The sequence below is a fragment of the Niastella yeongjuensis genome, from assembly GCF_900110245.1.
Lineage (GTDB): Bacteria > Bacteroidota > Bacteroidia > Chitinophagales > Chitinophagaceae > Niastella > Niastella yeongjuensis.
The window spans coordinates 145127-163445 of sequence record NZ_FOCZ01000004.1; the positions used below are offsets into that span (position 1 = coordinate 145127).

Consider the following 18319-nt stretch of genomic DNA (forward strand, 5'->3'; position numbering starts at 1 on the left):
CCCCTAGATAGTAGTAATGCGATGTTATACCGCATTGGTCCTTCCTGGTAAAGTAAGTTGTTTTTTGTTAGTAATATTAAAACGGATGATGATCGTAGATCCGGCATCCGTTGTTTGGAAAACGATTTCGCCATTCAACTGGCCGGCGAAAAACTCCATCAGGTCGTGTCTGGAAAGATGATGTTTGTTGTTGGGCGCCGGTTCCCGGGTGAGTGCATGCCCTTTGCTAAAAATAGTCAAAACGATCGTATCGATGCTGTCCTGGTCAAGTTGGAATTGGAGCGTACAATCGTTTTTGACTTCGTGGCAGGTATACAATTGCGCATTTGAAACGGCTTCGGTAGTGATCATTCCCAGAAGGACTGCCTGCTCTACATCAAGATACAGTGGATCTCCACCTACCAGCACCCGGATAGTACGGCGAGGAAAAGATGTTTCTGTAAGGAATTGGCAAAGGTCGATCAGGTAGCCGATCATTTCGATTTCGCCAAGATTTTGCGAATGATATAAGCGGTTGTGGATAAGCGAAATGGTAAACATTCTCGCCTGGCTGTCTTTGATAAGATTGAGGGCCTCATCATCAGCGATAAGGGTCATTTCTGAATTGAGCAGCGATATAGTGATCTGGAGATTATTTTTCACACGGTGGTGAATCTCCCTGAGTAATCGCTCCTGTTCCGCGGCGAGTGCAGCCAATTCGACGTTTTGGGCGTCAATTGCTTTCTGACTCCGACCAATCAACCGAATGGACCGCATTTCTATAAGGTAACGGCTAATAATTACTCCGATTAGTATAACAACAAGCCCAACAACGACTAAGCTCAACTTCCTGATGAGAGCGTCTGCCTGTAGGGATTTGGTTTGAAGTCTGCTTTCATTTGTGAGGAGGTCAAGTTCGTGAGCATTTCTTTTCAGTTCTTCGATAATCGTTTCCTCCCTGTATTGGATTTGCAATACATCGATATCCATGTCAAAGTTTCGCCTGTTGATTGAGTCGGAGAGTGATCGAAAACGCTGGTAATGCCGGATTGCGGATGGAATGTTCCCCCGCGCAGAGTCGATTCGAAATGCCAGGTTTTCCGTAGTGCAAAGTAAATCCGGATCATGCAGATTTTCCGCCAATGAATGCAAAGCCTTGAGCTGCATTTCGGCTTCGTCGTATCTACGGGTTGAAACTAGTAGCGCGATGCTTGAGCGAAGCCCGTATTTCATTACGTTCTGATTAGGACCAATCCCAGCGATGTGGATTTGCATTTGGTTGTAGGATATCCCGGCAGCATTTAAGTTGGAAAGCGCTAACTCCGCCTCAATTTTATTTGCCAACAAAAAGACAAGAATGGTATAAGCGTCCGCTGGTGACAATCGTAATGCAGGCTCCAGTACTGCGAGGGCTTTCTCCGGCAGGTGGCTTTGATTGTAGGCTAACGCCAACAATCCAGATTGTGTAAGAATAGAGAGGGTGTCATGATTTCTTTTGGCGTAAAATAGCGACTGTTGAAAGCGGACGGCAGCCTGGCCGGGATCATTCAGGCTCATATAAATGTTGCCAAGTCGTTGGTGGGCATCATGGGCATATAGGAAGGCCTGTTGGATGTCCCCTAAATCTGAGCCTGTTTTGTCAAGGTAGTGCTTGCTTAGGGCGAGGTCCAGGCGAATGATAGTGGTATCGGATGTTGCGAATTGTAGCATCCGGGTGAGGTTTTGCTCCACCGTATCGTAGGTGGGTTGCGCTGATATGAACGAAGAGGAAAATATGACCATTAGTATCGTCGCCAAGGCAATACAAGTTATTGTGAGTGATCTGCTCCTGTTTGCAAGAATATGACGTAACTCAAATGCCATTCGACGAATGATTTTGCGACAACATAATATGACTTTTCCATTGAAGTTTGAGCGTTAACCCGTTATCATTCATTAAATCAAGGTGTCCTTTGATCTGTTCAGCAAGACCGAGCATTAAACTAATCCCAAAGGTGCTGGAATCAGTAAAGTCGAATCCATCCGGCATGCCGATACCGTTATCGACAATGGAAAGCTGTACAAGGTTGTCGACGGTCTCCTGAAGGCGTATTGTGACCATCCCTTGTCGTCCGTCGGGGAACGCATACTTAATGGCGTTAGTAATAGCCTCATTGATAATAAGCCCAAGAGGGACTGCTTGCGATATCTCCACGTTCAGGTGTAACACGTCGACCACAAACTCAACCCGGCCAGATGTCCGGAAACTTTCTTTTAGGAATTGGATCAATTCGTTGATGTAGCTACCAAGATCTACTGAAGATGCTGCGTCACCTGTGAACAGACGCTGGTGGATAATAGAAATGGCATTTATTCGATTTTTGCTGTCGCGAATGATTAAGGAAGCGGGCTCGCCTCGAAAGTCAACGGCTTGGGCATTCAGGACTGAGGTCACCAGCTCCAGGTTGTTTTTGACCCGCAGATGGATTTCTTTCAATAACCATTCCCGCTCAGCAATGAGGCGTTTAAGCTCAAAATTTTGTTCGGAGGTGGCCCGCTGGCGGGACTGGATTTCCTGTTTGATGTGGGTTTTCAGCTCGTAGCGACTGTATCCAAGCGCGAATACCATGAGTAGCAAGATGACGCATCCAACGATAAGGTTACGAACGATGTTCTCGTTAAGGAACTTTTGCTTTTGCAAGGTTGTCTGCCGGGTGAGCAGTTCAACGAGTTGGCTGTCAAGCTGTAAGTTTTGTCTTTTTTTCCGATGACCATGTTCATCTTCCAATCGTGCAAGCTGGCGTACGTATTGAATCCGGGTGGCAGAATCAAACAAATGTTTGGATACTCTCAACAATTGCAATGCCGCCTCCCAATGGCCATCTGCCGAATCCAGCCGAAAATGCAGGGCTGCTATGCTGGAAGAAGTTATCAAAGCATTTGATGTTGCGTCTGGCGGGGTCAATACATCAAAAAATTTCCGGGCTTTTTCGATCTGGCCCCGGTCGATCAATTCATTGACGGCATTAATCTGCTTTTGCCATGACATGGTCGCCGACGGCTGATTCAAACCGGCCCGACTTTCTTGAACCTTGTCAGTTCGGCCATGTTGCTGACTATAACTTTGAGTAGTTACAACTAACCAACAAAAGGCGCATAGTATCAGATTAATACTAGCAGTCATTGTCAAAAAGCAGTTGCTGGATCAAAAATAACTTATTACTTAATCGGGAGTTACAGGAACTATCGGCCTGGACTCGGGCAGGAACAGGTTTGAACCGGATCGCTTGAACGTCGGCCGGGAGGAACTTTTATAAACGAGTTTCAGTAAATAATATCATAGGTATCATCGAGGCCTATCGAACATTGTTGTATCTCCAATAGCAACACCTATACCGGTTAAAGTCAAACACCAAAGTTATCTAACTTGCAGCATTTTGTATATTAAAACAGCTGATAAAAGGCGCTCCCTTGACAATGTGCATATTTTGCTGGCACAGGATTTTAGGGAATAATTATATGCCTACATTATTTAATGAACTACCAATATTGCCTGAAGGGTTTTACTACTATCCTGATTTTATTAGTCAAGCCGAAGAACAGCAATTGATGGAGATCATTCAACAGATCGAATTGCATGCAATGGTTTTTCATCAATATACTGCCAAAAGAAAAGTGGCGAGCTTTGGCTATGATTATAATTTTTCCACCCGCAAAATAACAAAGGGCATTTCAATACCTGAAACTTTTAATTGGATAATAGACAGAGTGTCAGAGCAATTAATGGTCAGCCGGGACCAGATAGCGGAATTGCTGGTAACCGAATACCCGGTTGGGTCGGTGATCAACTGGCACCGCGATGCACCACCTTTTGAAAGTATAGCCGGCATTTCCCTGGGTATTGATTGCATATTTAAATTAAGACCTTATGAAAAATCGTTACAATCAAGAAAGTCAATCATTTCCTTACCGGTAAGGCAAAGATCTCTCTACATTATGCAGGGACCTGCCCGAACCGATTGGGAACACAGTACAGCGCCCATTACAGATATTCGATACTCCATTACTTTCAGAACGTTGAAACCGGGTTAATTTCTTTTATTATCCCTGGTGTTTAAGAACCGCCTTATCAGCATTTGTGACCCTACCCAGCCCCCATAAATCGGCACATTTCCGGAACTGCTGGAAAAATGTAAAACAGTGACTCAAAAATGACTCACTGTTTTCTATATATTGTGGCTCAGGGTGGCTTTGTTCCTGTTCTGGGCACGATAGAAGGCATGTAGATCATCGATTTATATGCTTTTTTGTTTTATCCATGGCTAATGCAGGATAAATATACCGCCTCGACAACTCCGCTGAACCGTTCTTAATATTCCATTTATTATAATTTCCGGCAGCGTTCCCGGGGGCAACTCCATTGGCTGACTTAAAATAAATTCAATGGGATTTCCACTCCTGATCATTTGTATTTCGCTGTTGTCAGGATTATCGTATGGTACTTCTTCATTCCACTTTAACCCCGATGTCATAGTGAGCAGGTGTTCAATAGTCAATAGAGATTTCAAACCAGTATCCTGCTTTTTATATTCGGGAAAAAAATCAAAGACCTTTTGCGTGGTGCTTTTTACTTTACCCTGCTGTACAAGCATACCAAAACAGGCAGATACGGGTATTACATGTCGAATGAGCGCTTAACAATATGATAATAACCCTTAATATGGGATCATCTGTGCATTTTTGCACCTTTGCGCGGAAATTGTCAGTTAAAAGATAACCGGCCAGATGTTGATGCACAACGACCATAATACTTTGGATACCCCCATTCAACTGAATGATCCGGCGGTGTTTGATGTGGTGTACAAAAGTTATTATCATCCCCTTCGTTTTTATGCTGCCAAATTTGTTCAGCCCGAAGATGCAGAAGACATCATTGAGAACCTGTTCCTGAAATGCTGGAACAGACAACAGCAATTCGATTCAACCATCCACATGCAGGCATTTCTGTATCATGCCGTAAAGAACGCCTGCCTCGATCACATAAAGGTATCAAAGAACGCAGCACAACGTCATCTTCGCATTGCCCATGCTGAAGAAACAGTTCCTACCGATCATTTACACAGAATTATTCATGCCGAAGTACTGGCCGAAATATACCGCGCCGTGAACGAGCTGCCGCCACAATGCAGTAAGGTTATTAAAATGGGTTTTATTGAAGGCATGAACAATTCAGAGATAGCCAGCACATTGGGTTTATCGGAACAATCCGTGAAGAATTACAAAGGCCGTGGCCTCATTTTGTTGAAAAACAAATTAAGTGGCAGCACCTTTGCCCTCCTTTTATTGCTTAGCCAAATGAATCATTAATTTTTCTCCTGTACACTAGGTACTTTCCTTCTGTTGCATCGTATTGCTGTAAACACGCGCACAAATGGCTTATAGCGATATGGAACAAATGCAGCGGATCATCTACCTGCTGTCTGGTCATATAAAAGGCAATCTGAATTTTCAGGAAACAAGAGAACTGGAAAACTGGATAGCCGACAAACCGGAGAACCGTGCGCTGTTTGAAAAATTGCAGGATAAAGGCTATCGCGACCAGTTATTGGCTCAATGGCAACCACAAGCTGCCGAGCAGTCCCTGCAACGGGTAAAACAAAAAATTGCCAGTCAACAGAAACCAGCCCGCTGGCCACGCTGGGCAGCAGCTGCGTCTTTGCTATTGGCGCTTGCTGCAGCTGGTTATTATATATTACTACATAAACAACCACTGCCAGTTGCAACCAAAAAGGTGCAGCAACCGGATGTGGCACCCGGCCGCAACCAGGCTACCCTCACCCTGGCTGATGGGCGCAAGATCGTACTCACCCGGGAATTGAATGGACAACTGGCCCTACAAGGACAAACCACCATTACTGCCAATAATAAAGACGGCATCGTATATACCACTGGTTCAACCAGTACTGCAACTTCCATAAGCTGGAATACGCTTACCACCGCAAGGGGTGAACAATCACCTTATCCATTAACCTTACCCGATGGTTCCAAAGTGTGGCTGAATGCCGCTTCTACCATCACCTTTCCAACAGTTTTCAACGCCCATGCGCGTACCGTTAAAATAACCGGTGAAGTTTATTTTGAAGTGGAACATAATGAAAAACATCCTTTCCGGGTTGAAGTTAAAGACCAGTTGATAGAAGACATCGGCACGCACTTTAACGTAAATGCTTATGATGATGAACCGGCATCGAAGACAACTTTGCTGGAAGGAAGTGTGAGAGTAGGCAGAAGGCCCTCCTACGCCAAGGCTTCGGCGGGCGAGGCAAAAGAAAAAGATCAATCAGTAATACTGAAACCAGGTGAGCAGGCGGTATCGGCCCCCCATTCACCATTGACCATTGACCATTCACCGGATCTTGATGAAGCGATGGCCTGGAAAGAAGGGATGTTCCGTTTTAGTTCGGAAGATCTCGGCAGCATCATGCGCACCATTTCCCGCTGGTACAATGTAGAAATAGTATTTGCCGATCCCGCAGCCAGATCGCTCCGGTTCGGCGCGCTGGTCAACCGTTTTGCCAATGTATCGCAGATCCTGCGTATGCTGGAACTCACGAAAGAAGTTCATTTTAAAATAGAAGACAAAAAGATTATAGTCATGAAAAACTAAACCAGACAAGTATGTAACAACACATCATCCCAAAACTAAACACCCTGGATGAGTATAAAAAAACCGGTAGTGTTGGTAGCACTGCCGGTGGAATCCTGTTCATCCTTTCCGCCAGGGGCGGATAAATTCTGCGACGAAACAAAATTTATGATTCACAAGATGTTCAAATGTATAAAAAATCTTCCCGATTTTTTCGGGTGCCTACGGGCTTTATCAAAAAATTCCTACCGGTCATGAAATTAACGGCTCTACTTCTTACCGTTACCTTCTTACAGGTAAGCGCAGCAGGTTTGGCACAGAAGATCACCTATGTGCATAAACAAGCTACCTTAAAACAGGTATTTGATGAAATTCACAAACAAACCGGTTACAGTATTCTGTGGTCGTCACAGACCGTGAACCCCCGTGAATTGTTTGATGCCAATTTCAACAATGCGCCTATCGACGAGGTACTGAACAAATGCCTCGCCAACCAACAGGTGAGTTATACTATTGAAGACAAAACTGTAGTCATCAGAAAAAGAGATCAACGCACATTTATTCAATTGACCGTTGATTCGGTGCAGGGAGAATTAGCCCCACCCATAACCATTTCCGGTAAAGTATTTAATACAAAAGGCGAGCCACTAAGCGGTGCCAACGTAAACATCAAAGGAACGGTTATCGGCGCCATTGTAAACAATGACGGCGAATTTACACTGCGGGTGCCCGATGAAACCGTGGTGCTGGTGATCAGTTATCAGGGATACCGGCCAACAGAAGTGCGGGTACGAAATAACTATAACCCGTCCATTGTGCTGGAGACTGTTAGTGAAAACCTGAATGAAGTGGTAGTACTGGGATATACGTCGATAGCAAAAAGAGAACTCACCGGGGCTGTGTCCTCGCTCAACCCGCAGATGATCACGCGGGTACAAAGCAATAACCTGGTGCAAAGCCTGGTGGGTGTTCCGGGATTGCGCGTAAACGGCGGGGCGTCCGGCGTAGGAGACGTACGGATACGGGGCAACCGGTCGTTACTCGCAAGCAACAGTCCGGTTATCATTCTCGACGGTATGCCTTATAATGAGTCGCTCAACACCATTGATCAATACGACATTGCTTCCATCGATGTGTTGAAAGACGCATCCGCCACTACGCTGTACGGTTCAAAAGGCTCCAATGGTGTAATTGTCATTACCACTAAAAAAGCACTGAAGGGCAAAACCAGTATTACCCTCGACAACTACACAGGGGCCAATATACACGTGGATGGCAACCTGCACCCCATGAATGCCGAACAATACATCCAGTTTAAACGCGATGCCAACCAGGCCGTAGGCATCTGGAACTCACCTGCCGATGATCCCAAGATCTTCACAGCCGTAGAACTGGCCGGTTTTGGCAAGGTGAATAATACCGCTGCACAGGATTATTACAACAAACTGGGTTTTCAAACCAACAGCACCCTTACCATTATGAATGGCGGCGAAAAAGGTTCGCAAAAAATATCACTTAACTTTTTCGACAATAAAGACCGCGCCAACACTGGCTACTATAACCGGTACATGCTTACCACCAACATAGACCAACAGGTAACCAAAAGACTGAAAGTAGGGGTGAATGGCCGGTTGTCCTATGAGTTCAGGCAAAATTCACCCGGCATTGGCGGCAACCTGTTGCGGTATCCGCCCACGGTTGATTTCTATGATTCAACCGGTCAGCTTATCACAGCGCCACTGGGTGATCCCAATATGCGCAATCCTTTGCTTGACCTGAACCGCGACCACAACGATTCCCGGTCAAAAGCCTGGGTGGGTTTGTTGAAAGCCTATGCCAGCTATCGCTTCTCAGATGCCCTTACTTTCAGCACCAATGCTTCGCTGAACGCAGTATTTACCTGGGCTGGCTCGTATGTAGATAACCAGAGCGCCACGTATAGCAACGCGTTAAACAAGGCAACGATCGACAATGAAAACAAATCATTCATTGCCTGGAACAATGTGCTGAATTTTAAAAAGCATTATGGCGACCACTCCATCGACGCTACCGCGGTCTTCGAATTGCAGAATCAACAGGATTTTTCAAGCGATATGTCGGGCATGGACATTACTCTTTCGCAATATAAATGGTATAATATAGAAGCGTCACTGCAAAACCAGACAATCAGTTCTAATTTTTTGCGCACCCAGATGCTGTCGTATGTAGGCCGGGTACAATATGGCTATAAAGACAGGTATCTGTTATCATTGACTGCCCGTTCTGACGGTGCGTCGCAACTGGCACCGGGCTATAAATGGCAATCCTTCCCTGCGGTTGGTTTTGCCTGGCGGGCAAGCGATGAACAGTTTATGAAAACAATGCGTTTCATAGACGATCTGAAATTCAGGGCCAGCTATGGCGTATCGGGTAACAATTCCATTGCTGCCTATGCCACACAAGGCAGCCTTACCACCCGCTATACCATCTTTGGCTCAACCAATGGCGATATCCCTTACGCTACTAATGAACCCAATCAGCAGCCTGTACCGAATCTTAAATGGGAGTCTACCAAATCATTAAACCTGGGTGCAGACTTTACCTTGTTGCACAACCGCATCTCAGGTACCTTCAACTATTTTATTTCCAACACCTATGATCTGTTGAACAGGCGTAAACTCCCTTACACTACCGGTTTCAATACCGTGTTCGACAATATCGGCAAATCGAGGAACCGCGGATATGAAATTCAATTGACTGGCAATGTGATTGAACACCGGGACCTTACCCTGAACGTAACCATGAGCTTCTACCACAACAAAGAAGAACTGACAGAATTGTATGATCCACGACTGACGCAGGATATTGCCAACGGTTGGTTTGTGGGTTACCCCGTAAGCGATGTTACCTACGATTATACGGCCCTTGGCATATGGCAAACCAAAGAAGCGGCAGTAGCGGCCATTTATGGCCGTACGCCCGGTGAAATAAAAATAAAAGACCTGAATGGCGATGGAAAAATCGATGGCAACGACCGCAGCATCGTAGGTGTGGAACGCCCCACATTGCAATCATCCCTTATTGCCAACCTTACCTGGAAACATTTTGACGCAGCGGTAGACTTTTATTCAGAATACGGCGCTATTGCCAATGACGCCAATACCGGCAGCACATTCGGCGGCAGCATTGGCCGGTATAACGTTTCGGTAATCGATTACTGGACGCCCACCAACCCTACAAACAATGCCCCCCAGCCACGTGCAGGTACTTCAATCGCTTACCTGAACACTATTGGCCGGCACAGCAACGATTATGTACGCCTGCGTAATGCCACCATCGGGTACACCTTTTCAAAAGGCATGTTGAAGGGCATTGAAAAATTGCGCATCTATGGCGCCGTTACCAATCCCTGGCAATACTGGTCGTTCCTACATGAAGGCGGCCTTTCAGACAGGACCATTATTGCAAACCTGGGTGTAAACGTGTCATTCTAAAAACAGAACCATGAAAAAATTAACAATACTTCTCATTATAACAGGCATGCTGGCCGCTATGACCAGCTGCAAAAAAGACTTCCTTCAGGAAGAAGGCTACGGCGCCACCACTGCCATTTTTGAAACCCAGGAAGGTTTGATCACCCTGGTAAACGGGCAATACAACAGGCTGCGCCTAACCAAAATGTATGGTTCACAATGCTGGGCCTACCTCACAGAAATGGGAAACGATATGTGGCTGAAAGGCGGCAACAATACCCAGCAGCAAATGAGTGAATACCGCACGCTGGACGCCACCTCCTCCAGTTACAATACCGACCTGTGGAACCACCTTTATAAAGGTGTTTGGAATGCCAACTACTTTTTTGAGCAGGCCGATAAAATAAAATGGACATCCGACGATATCAGGAATAAAAACCGGGGTGAGAACCTTACGTTAAAAGCTTTCTTCCTGTTCAATATCGTGAATATCTGGGGCGGTGTATACCTGCCACAAACTACTTCATATGAAGACGGCCTGGTTGCAAAACGCAGTCCGGCAGAAGACTTTTATCAGGAGATCATAAAGGAACTGAATGAGGCGCTGCCGCTGGTACCTGCTACTTCCACTGAAAGCGGCCGTGTTACCAAACCAGTGGTAGAAGCATTACTGGCCCGGGTGCATTTATACCATAAAGACTGGGATGAGGTGGTGAAATATGCCACGAATGTGATCAGCAATTATAACTACGGGCTGATATCCGGCTGGAAGAACCTGATCAACAACAGTACCGACAGAAGTAAGGAATTCATCTGGCAGGTAAACTATGGCCCTGATGTTAAATATACCGGCGCCAACGACAACTGGTATTTCCTGGCCTATGCACCATTCATCGATCAGTTCTCTGGTATTCAAACCGAATTGAACTGGACCGGTTATGGCGGCTGCCAGCTCTACCCCACCCTGTATAACCTGAGCCTGTTCAACCGCGATGCAGACGCCCGCTGGAAAGATGGTTATCAAACAGTATGGTACTACAACAAACCTTCCAACAAACTGTCGTTGCAGAACACCATACACGTTGATACGGCCTTATACTTCGTACCCTTTGCACTCACCGCGCAACAAAAGACCTGGGCCACCAACCGCTACATCGCCAAAGACCTCAATGACCTGTACAACACAAATGGCATTGCTAAAGACCCTAAAGTATTTATCGGGTTTAAAAAGTTCGATGCCAATGACCGCCCGGGCGCGTTAACTACCAACAATGTGGCCGAAGACTATTCCATCATACGCCTAGGTGATATTTACCTGATGCGTGCCGAAGCCAATATGAACCTGGGTAAAAACGACCTGGCAGCTGATGACATCAATGCCATTCGCCTGCGCGCTGCCGTGCCCGGTTATGAAAGTGTGATGACCAATATCACAGCGGCTGATATCAACCTGAACTTCATTCTCGACGAACGCGCGCGTGAGTTGGGTGGTGAGAATATGCGTTGGTTCGATCTGAAACGCACCGGCAAACTGGTTGAACGCGTAAAGCTGTATAATCCCGAAGCGGCACCGTATATAAAAGAATTTCATAACCAGCGGCCCATACCACAGGCCCAGTTCGATGGTATGCCCGACCCTTCCACTTTAGGACAGAATGAAGGCTATTAATTTACTCCCATAAAAACTGACTAATGAAACGAACGATATATCTGCTGCTGGTAACCCTCGTTGGATTTACCGCCTGCAAAAAAGATGCACCATCCAGCGCCCGCCAAGACCTGCAATCAGCCATCGATGAAGCCATCAGCCTCATCGGATCTTCCACAGAAGGATTGGTACTGGGCCAGTTGGCACCCGGTTCAAAAAGCTCCTTACAGGCAAAAGCCGATTGGGCAACATTCATCCTGAACAGCTCAGGCAATGACGATGCATTTGCCAATGCATTGACAACGCTGAACGCCGCCATGGAAGAATTCAAAAACAACACGGTAAAAGCCGGTACACCCAAGTTCGGTGTGAACGCCTTTTTCAACCTGGGTTCCTGCGACAGCCTGGTGCCCGACAAATCGCAATTCACCATTGAAGTAAAAGCAAAGCTTACCGATCTCAATACCGATGGCACCGCCAAGCTGGGCGCTTTTATTACCATCGATGATAAAGCAAAGGGTATCCTGTTCCGTTATACCAATACCGGCGCTGTGGCTGCGTATGTATTTACTACCGCCTACATTGGCGCTACTACAGCCGCCAATACCGTAGTGCCCGGTCAATGGTATCACCTTACGTACACCTACAATGGCACCACCATCACCATTTATGTAAATGGGGTTAAAAAAGCTACCGCTAACGTAACCGGTGGACCGCGGCCAACCATCATTGCCGCCAACTCTCCTACCCGCCTGGGTATGAGCCGCAACAGTGAGTGGACAGCCACCGACCTGCGCAGTATGCATGGCAACCTGAAAGACGTTCGTTTCTGGAACCGTGCCCTTACTGAAGCAGAAGTAAACACATATATGAACAAAACTCTCACCAGTGCCGAGAACGGCCTGGTAGCTTACTGGCCCTTTGATTTAAACCTGGGCAATAATGTGACCGCAGCAATCGGTAACTTCACTGCTGTTGGCACAAATATTACCTGGGAATAGATTAAATAAAGACCTGTCCGGGGGACCTAGACCCCCGGACAGGTCTTATCATCAACATTAGAACTGCTTTATACACATGAAAAAGAATTTTTTGCTGCTTTGCGCTGCAATAGCACTTTTCCATTGTTCCATGGCACAACCCGGCACCAACGAGATGTGGAGCATTGGGAAGAACGAACGGCTGGCATTGGCGCCCAATGGCTACAAACAGTTCATTGCCCATGACTTTGGATTTGAAAACAAATACTTCTTTGTAGGCCATTCGGTTGACAGTATCGATTTTCCTTATGTATTACCCGGCCCCATCGATACCTGGGGCGGCACCTGGGGCACTGCCGGCTGGCGAACCAACCAGGTGAATATCCTGTTCACCAATAGCAATTATTCAGCCGACTATACCGGCAACCTGCATATTGCCTTGCGTGACTATGCCAAAAAATTCCTGCCCTTACTCAAAGTGACCATTAACGATCATGATGAATACATTCAACTTACCGCCAATGGATATGATGTAGCGCAACAACCGCACCCCGGCATGACCGAACCAGGTGTAGATACCTCAGCGCTGCAAGGCGATCTGTCAAAGGCCACGCCCCGAACCCTTACCATTCCTATTGCGAAAGGTATTATGAAGCAAGGCGGTAACCGCGTTACCATCACCATACTGCAGGGCTCCTGGATCCTGTTTGACCATGTAGCAATGGACGGGATCAATGCTATACCGGCAGAAAAACCCGGTCAACTGTTTTTAGAGCAGGTGAAACCGGCCGCCTATGAACTCACCGCCAGTGAGAAACGTTACCAGCCGCTGCTGGTAAAATGCCATCACCTCAGCCAAACACCTCAATTGACGGTGTTGCTGGATGGAAAGCAAATATTTTCAGAACGCGTGGAAAAAGGCACTTATCAGTTTGAAGCTTTGATGCCGGCAGTTACAAAACCAACCAACAGCCATTATAAAATACTGGAGAATGAAAAGCTGATTGCAGCAGGAGATCTTACACGCGCCCCTCAATCAGTACAAACCCTAGCCGATTATGTAGATACCCGCATGGGTACCGCCCACTCCCGCTGGATGATAGCACCCGGTCCCTGGATGCCCTTCAGTATGGTAAAGATGAGTCCCGATAACCAAAGCAATGGCTGGCAATCGGGTTACGATCCTATCTTTGAAAGCATTGGCACCTTTAGCCATATTCATGAATGGACAGTGGGCGGTGTTGGTATTTTTGCCAGCAATGGCCCACTGAAAACAAACATAGGCGACGAATTTAAACCGGGCTCCGGATATCGCTCGGCCATCGACAAACGAACAGAAGAGGCGCCCATTGGCTACTATAAAGCACAACTCACCGATTACGACATCAAGGCAGAAATGACCGCCACTACCCGTTGTGGCTTACTTCGCTTTACATTTCCCCAAAACCGCGACAGCGCCCGGGTATTGATCGATCTGCATATTCCCACTGAATATGCGTATCAGCTAAAAAACATTTCGCTAAAGAAAATAAACGATCATCGTATTGAAGGTACATCGCATCAATACTCCTCCGTTTGGGGAAGAAGCGCTGACCAGGATTATACCATCCATTTTGTAATTGAATTTGACCAACCCATACAAAGCATACACGGCTGGGTGAACGGCCAGGTTCAAACAGCCGATAGCTTTGTAGCCAGTAACCCAACCGATGCAGGGTTGTCTGTTCAGTTCAACGCAAAAATGCATCCGGTTGTACAGGTACGTTCTGCCATTTCCCTGGTGAGTTTGGCCAATGCCAGTGAAAACCTGCAAAAAGAACTGGCGCAACCATTTGGCTGGAATTTTAATGCCGTTCGTGATCAACAACGTACCACATGGAACGACCTCTTCAACCGCGTAACCATCACCAGCACCAACCGGCTGGAGAAAGTTCGCTTTTACAACGCACTGTACCGTTCTATTTGCGGCCGCAATACCTGGAGTGATGTTAATGGCGAATGGAAAGGCACAGATGGTATCATTCATTCCACCGGCGGCAAACACGTTGCCCTGGGCGGTGATGCCTTCTGGAATACCTTCTGGAACCTGAATCAATTGTGGAACCTGGTAACGCCCGAGTGGAGCAGTAACTGGGCCCAATCGCAACTGGCCATGTATAAAGCCAATGGCTGGTTAGCCAAAGGTCCGGCCGCCATGAACTACATACCGGTAATGGTAGCTGAACATGAAATACCGCAAATAGTTTCTGCCTGGCAAATGGGCATCCGTGATTTTGATGGCGGTCATGCACTGAAGGCTGCGGTGAAGATGCAAACCACACCTGGACAAAAAGTATTTCAGGGTTATGCCGGTAATGCCGACCTGGAATCTTACCTGCAACATCATTATGTACCCTATGATAAAGGCCGCTTCTCCAACTCTATGGAGTATTCGTTTGACGACTGGACGGTTGGACAACTGGCCCGTTCATTGGGCGATTCCACTACCTGGCGTCAATTCAATGAGCGCGGTTACTGGTGGAAGAACGTAATAGACACCGCGGGCTATTGTCACCTGAAAGACAGTAATGGAAAATGGGCGGATAATTTCGATCCATTTAAAAGCGGCGCCAACAAACAATACGTAGAAGGCAACGCCTGGCAGTTGACATTCTTTGTTCCGCAAGATGTACCAGCGTTGATCAAAAGCATTGGAAAAGATAAATTCATCAACCGCCTGCAATGGGGTTTCCAACAAAGCGAGCCCTGGCGGTTCAATGGCATGAACGATCAGTATTGGGATTATCCCGTTGTACAGGGCAACCAGCAAAGCATGCATTTTGCTTTTCTGTTTAACTGGGCCGGCAAACCCTGGCTCACGCAACAATGGAGCCGTTCCATACTCGATCGCTTTTATGGTTATACTACCAACGATGCCTATTTGGGCGATGAAGACCAGGGACAGCTGAGTGCCTGGTTAGTAATGGCCACATTAGGATTGTTTCAAACCGATGGAGGTTGTAATACCAATCCCATTTATGAGATCGGCAGCCCCTTGTTTACACAAACCACTATCAACCTGGGGAACAGGTATGGCCGGGGAAAACAGTTTACCCTTATTGCGAAAAACGCTTCCCGTACCAACCAGTATGTACAAAAAGCAACCTTAAATGGTAAGGTGTTGAACAGTTTTCGTTTTCCTGCCACAGCACTGTTGAAAGGCGGCTCGCTGGTGCTGGAAATGGGCCCCGCGCCGAATGAACACTGGGGCATAGAATAATAACAATATTTATACTATTACATAACGACCCGATATATGCGTGCAGCATTAACAATAATAACGGGCCTGGGAATGCTATTTTCATTTGTACACCAAACCCAGGCACAGCAAAAGCAACCGGTTGACTATGCCGACCCTATGGTTGGCACTTCTGAATCACGCTGGATGTTGAATCCCGGCGCTACCCTGCCCTTTGGCATGGTACAATTAAGTCCCGATAACCAAAGCACCGATTGGAAAGCCGGGTATGAATATACACTCGAAAGCATTTCCGGCTTCAGCCATATTCATGCCTGGACAATGGCCGGTCTTTCGGTAATGCCTACCACCGGAGTAGTTAATCCGGCTATTTATCCACCCGATGCCCCTACGACTACCGGGCGTACAGCCGGCCACCGTTCCCGCATAGATAAAACCACAGAACGGGCCAGTCCGGGTTATTATGCGGCAGACCTCATCAACTATAATATCAAAGCCGAATTAACCAGCACTACCCGGGCGGGTTTCTTCAAATTCACTTTTCCCGAAACGCAGGATGCGCATGTGCTGTTCAACCTGTTGTTCCCGGCAGAGTATCCTTTTACTGTATTGGATGCCACCATTACCCGCGTAAGCGATACCGAAATAGAAGGCTATTCCAAACAACAAAGCGGCAACTTTATGCGCCTGGGTGGTTTTAATGACTATACCGTGCATTTCGTAGCCCGGTTCAATAAACCATTCAAACAATTTGGTGGCTGGAAGGGGAAAGAGATCAATAAGAACATTACCCAACTCACCGGTAAGGATGACATAGGCGCCTGGGTTGATTTTGATACCAAACAAGGCGAAGTGCTGCTGATGCAAACCGGTATTTCGTACGTAAGCATTGAGCAGGCCCGGTTGAACCTGAACCAGGAAATGAACCCGTTTCATTGGGACTTTGAAGCAGCCAGAAGGAACGCCCAAACAACCTGGAATGAGTTGCTGGGGAATATCAAAGTAGCTGGTGGTACCGAAACCAACAAAAAGAAATTCTATACCAATTTATACCGGTCGTATTGTGCCCGAAGCATATTGAGTGATGTGAATGGCAAATACCGGGATGCCTGTGAACAGGAACGCCAATTGAGCGATCCCCATTCACCGGTCTTTGGCTGCGATGCCTTCTGGAACACATTCTGGAATTTAAATCAGTTGTGGACACTGGTAAATCCAGACATAGCCAATCAATGGGTGCAATCACAACTGGAAATGTATAAAACCGGCGGTTGGCTGGCGCGTGGACCAGCAGGGTTTGAATACTCCGGTATAATGGAAGCCTCGCATGAAATAGCGCTTATTGTGAGCACCTGCCAGAAAGGTATTGGCCGGTTCGATACGGCTACTGCCTGGCAGGCCCTGCTGCATCAGCAAACCACCAATGGCACACCACACGAATGCGGAGGCTATGCCGGTAATAAAGACATACAAACGTATATGCAGCTGGGTTACATTCCACAACCCGGGCATGTATCAAATACCTTAGAGTATGCTTATGATGACTGGTGCGTGGCGCAAATGGCTAAGCGCCTCGGTGATACCAGCCGGTACATTCAATTCATAAAGCGGGCAGCGTACTATCAAAACATCTTCGACCCGCAAACGTTATACATGCGGCCGAAAGACAGGGAAGGCCATTGGCTCGAAAATTTCAATCCGCTCAGCACTGGTGGCTATACAGAAGGCAATGCCTGGCAATACAGCTTCTTTGTACCGCACGATGTAAACAAACTGGTGAACCTGATGGGCCGCGATACCTTTACCAACCGGCTGGTGTTTGGCTTTGAACAATCGTCAAAAATGAACTTCAACGCCATTGGCGACAAACCCGAACGTGTATACATCAATCACGGCAACCAGCCCAATATGCAGGCGGCGTATTTGTTTAATTATAGCGGTAAACCCTGGCTCACGCAACACTGGGTACGGGAGATCATGAATAAGTTTTATGGCACCAACCCTTACAACGGCTGGCCCGGCGATGAAGACGAAGGCCAAATGGGTTCCTGGTTTGTGATGAGTGCTATGGGTTTGTTTGAGACCGATGGCGGCACCAGCACCCAACCTATTTATGAAATTGGCAGTCCGCTGTTCAACAAGATCACTATACAATTAGATCAGCAATATTACCCGGGTAAAACATTTGTGATAGAAGCCAAAAACACCTCTGACGCCAACCGCTATATTCAGTCGGCAGAATTGAATGGAAAACCGTTGAACAAACCGTGGTTCTATCATACTGAACTGGTTCAGGGAGGTAAGCTGGTACTCACCATGGGACCGGTTCCCAATAAAAGCTGGGGCAGTAAACCCGGCGATGCACCCCCTTCTATGTCTACTACCCTTCCCTAAACT

At 46.9% G+C, this 18319-nt stretch carries 11 protein-coding genes; 8 read left to right on the forward strand and 3 right to left on the reverse strand.

Annotation, left to right across the window (positions count from 1 at the left end):
• Positions 1 to 24 precede the first annotated feature (24 nt).
• A complete protein-coding gene (locus BMX95_RS12035; protein ID WP_081202379.1) occupies positions 25 to 1842 on the reverse strand; it encodes a sensor histidine kinase in 1818 nt (605 codons plus the stop codon).
• Positions 1832 to 3142 (reverse strand): sensor histidine kinase, encoded by a 1311-nt coding sequence (locus tag BMX95_RS12040; protein WP_081202378.1) that lies wholly within the window; start codon positions 3140 to 3142, stop codon positions 1832 to 1834. The genes BMX95_RS12035 and BMX95_RS12040 overlap by 11 nt, the downstream gene beginning before the upstream one ends.
• A 335-nt stretch (positions 3143 to 3477) precedes the next feature.
• Between BMX95_RS12040 and BMX95_RS12045 the strand changes: the two genes are divergently transcribed.
• Entirely contained in the window at positions 3478 to 4050 is a 573-nt protein-coding gene (locus BMX95_RS12045; protein ID WP_165759005.1) for an alpha-ketoglutarate-dependent dioxygenase AlkB, read from the forward strand.
• A 230-nt stretch (positions 4051 to 4280) separates the two neighbouring features.
• On the opposite strand, the gene BMX95_RS12050 is transcribed toward BMX95_RS12045, so the two are convergent.
• Positions 4281 to 4610 carry a serine hydrolase domain-containing protein gene (locus BMX95_RS12050; protein WP_081202376.1) on the reverse strand — a complete coding sequence of 110 codons (330 nt, stop codon included), beginning with the start codon at positions 4608 to 4610 and terminating at the stop codon, positions 4281 to 4283.
• 133 nt (positions 4611 to 4743) lie between these two features.
• Between BMX95_RS12050 and BMX95_RS12055 the strand changes: the two genes are divergently transcribed.
• From BMX95_RS12055 to BMX95_RS12085, 7 genes are all read left to right on the forward strand, one after another.
• The gene (locus BMX95_RS12055; RefSeq protein WP_081202375.1) at positions 4744 to 5325 is read left to right on the forward strand and encodes an RNA polymerase sigma factor; all 582 of its coding nucleotides are present in this window, start codon (positions 4744 to 4746) and stop codon (positions 5323 to 5325) included.
• Between the two features lie 64 nt (positions 5326 to 5389).
• Positions 5390 to 6625: a FecR family protein gene (locus BMX95_RS12060; RefSeq protein WP_081202374.1), complete on the forward strand. Its 1236-nt coding sequence runs from the start codon at positions 5390 to 5392 to the stop codon at positions 6623 to 6625.
• Positions 6626 to 6858: 233 nt separating this feature from the next.
• A complete protein-coding gene (locus BMX95_RS12065) occupies positions 6859 to 10077 on the forward strand; it encodes a SusC/RagA family TonB-linked outer membrane protein (RefSeq protein WP_165759004.1) in 3219 nt (1072 codons plus the stop codon).
• Between the two features lie 10 nt (positions 10078 to 10087).
• Complete coding sequence (locus BMX95_RS12070) at positions 10088 to 11725, forward strand: RagB/SusD family nutrient uptake outer membrane protein (protein WP_081202372.1); 1638 nt, start codon at positions 10088 to 10090, stop codon at positions 11723 to 11725.
• Positions 11726 to 11748: 23 nt separating this feature from the next.
• Entirely contained in the window at positions 11749 to 12705 is a 957-nt protein-coding gene (locus BMX95_RS12075) for a LamG domain-containing protein (RefSeq protein WP_081202371.1), read from the forward strand.
• A gap of 76 nt (positions 12706 to 12781) precedes the next feature.
• On the forward strand, positions 12782 to 15943 hold the full coding sequence (locus BMX95_RS12080; protein ID WP_081202370.1) for a GH92 family glycosyl hydrolase: 3162 nt from the start codon (positions 12782 to 12784) through the stop codon (positions 15941 to 15943).
• A 36-nt stretch (positions 15944 to 15979) separates the two neighbouring features.
• On the forward strand, positions 15980 to 18316 hold the full coding sequence (locus BMX95_RS12085; protein ID WP_081202369.1) for a GH92 family glycosyl hydrolase: 2337 nt from the start codon (positions 15980 to 15982) through the stop codon (positions 18314 to 18316).
• The last annotated feature ends 3 nt before the right edge of the window (positions 18317 to 18319 follow it).

Bases quoted from the DNA above. Each gene is read 5' to 3' on its own strand.
- BMX95_RS12085 (WP_081202369.1), top strand. From the start codon at position 15,980: ATGCGTGCAGCATTAACAATAATAACGGGCCTGGGAATGCTATTTTCA.
- BMX95_RS12060 (WP_081202374.1), top strand. From the start codon at position 5,390: ATGGCTTATAGCGATATGGAACAAATGCAGCGGATCATCTACCTGCTG.
- BMX95_RS12035 (WP_081202379.1), bottom strand. From the start codon at position 1,842: ATGGCATTTGAGTTACGTCATATTCTTGCAAACAGGAGCAGATCACTC.
- BMX95_RS12045 (WP_165759005.1), top strand. From the start codon at position 3,478: ATGCCTACATTATTTAATGAACTACCAATATTGCCTGAAGGGTTTTAC.
- BMX95_RS12070 (WP_081202372.1), top strand. From the start codon at position 10,088: ATGAAAAAATTAACAATACTTCTCATTATAACAGGCATGCTGGCCGCT.
- BMX95_RS12040 (WP_081202378.1), bottom strand. From the start codon at position 3,142: ATGACTGCTAGTATTAATCTGATACTATGCGCCTTTTGTTGGTTAGTT.
- BMX95_RS12065 (WP_165759004.1), top strand. From the start codon at position 6,859: ATGAAATTAACGGCTCTACTTCTTACCGTTACCTTCTTACAGGTAAGC.
- BMX95_RS12050 (WP_081202376.1), bottom strand. From the start codon at position 4,610: ATGCTTGTACAGCAGGGTAAAGTAAAAAGCACCACGCAAAAGGTCTTT.
- BMX95_RS12055 (WP_081202375.1), top strand. From the start codon at position 4,744: ATGTTGATGCACAACGACCATAATACTTTGGATACCCCCATTCAACTG.
- BMX95_RS12075 (WP_081202371.1), top strand. From the start codon at position 11,749: ATGAAACGAACGATATATCTGCTGCTGGTAACCCTCGTTGGATTTACC.
- BMX95_RS12080 (WP_081202370.1), top strand. From the start codon at position 12,782: ATGAAAAAGAATTTTTTGCTGCTTTGCGCTGCAATAGCACTTTTCCAT.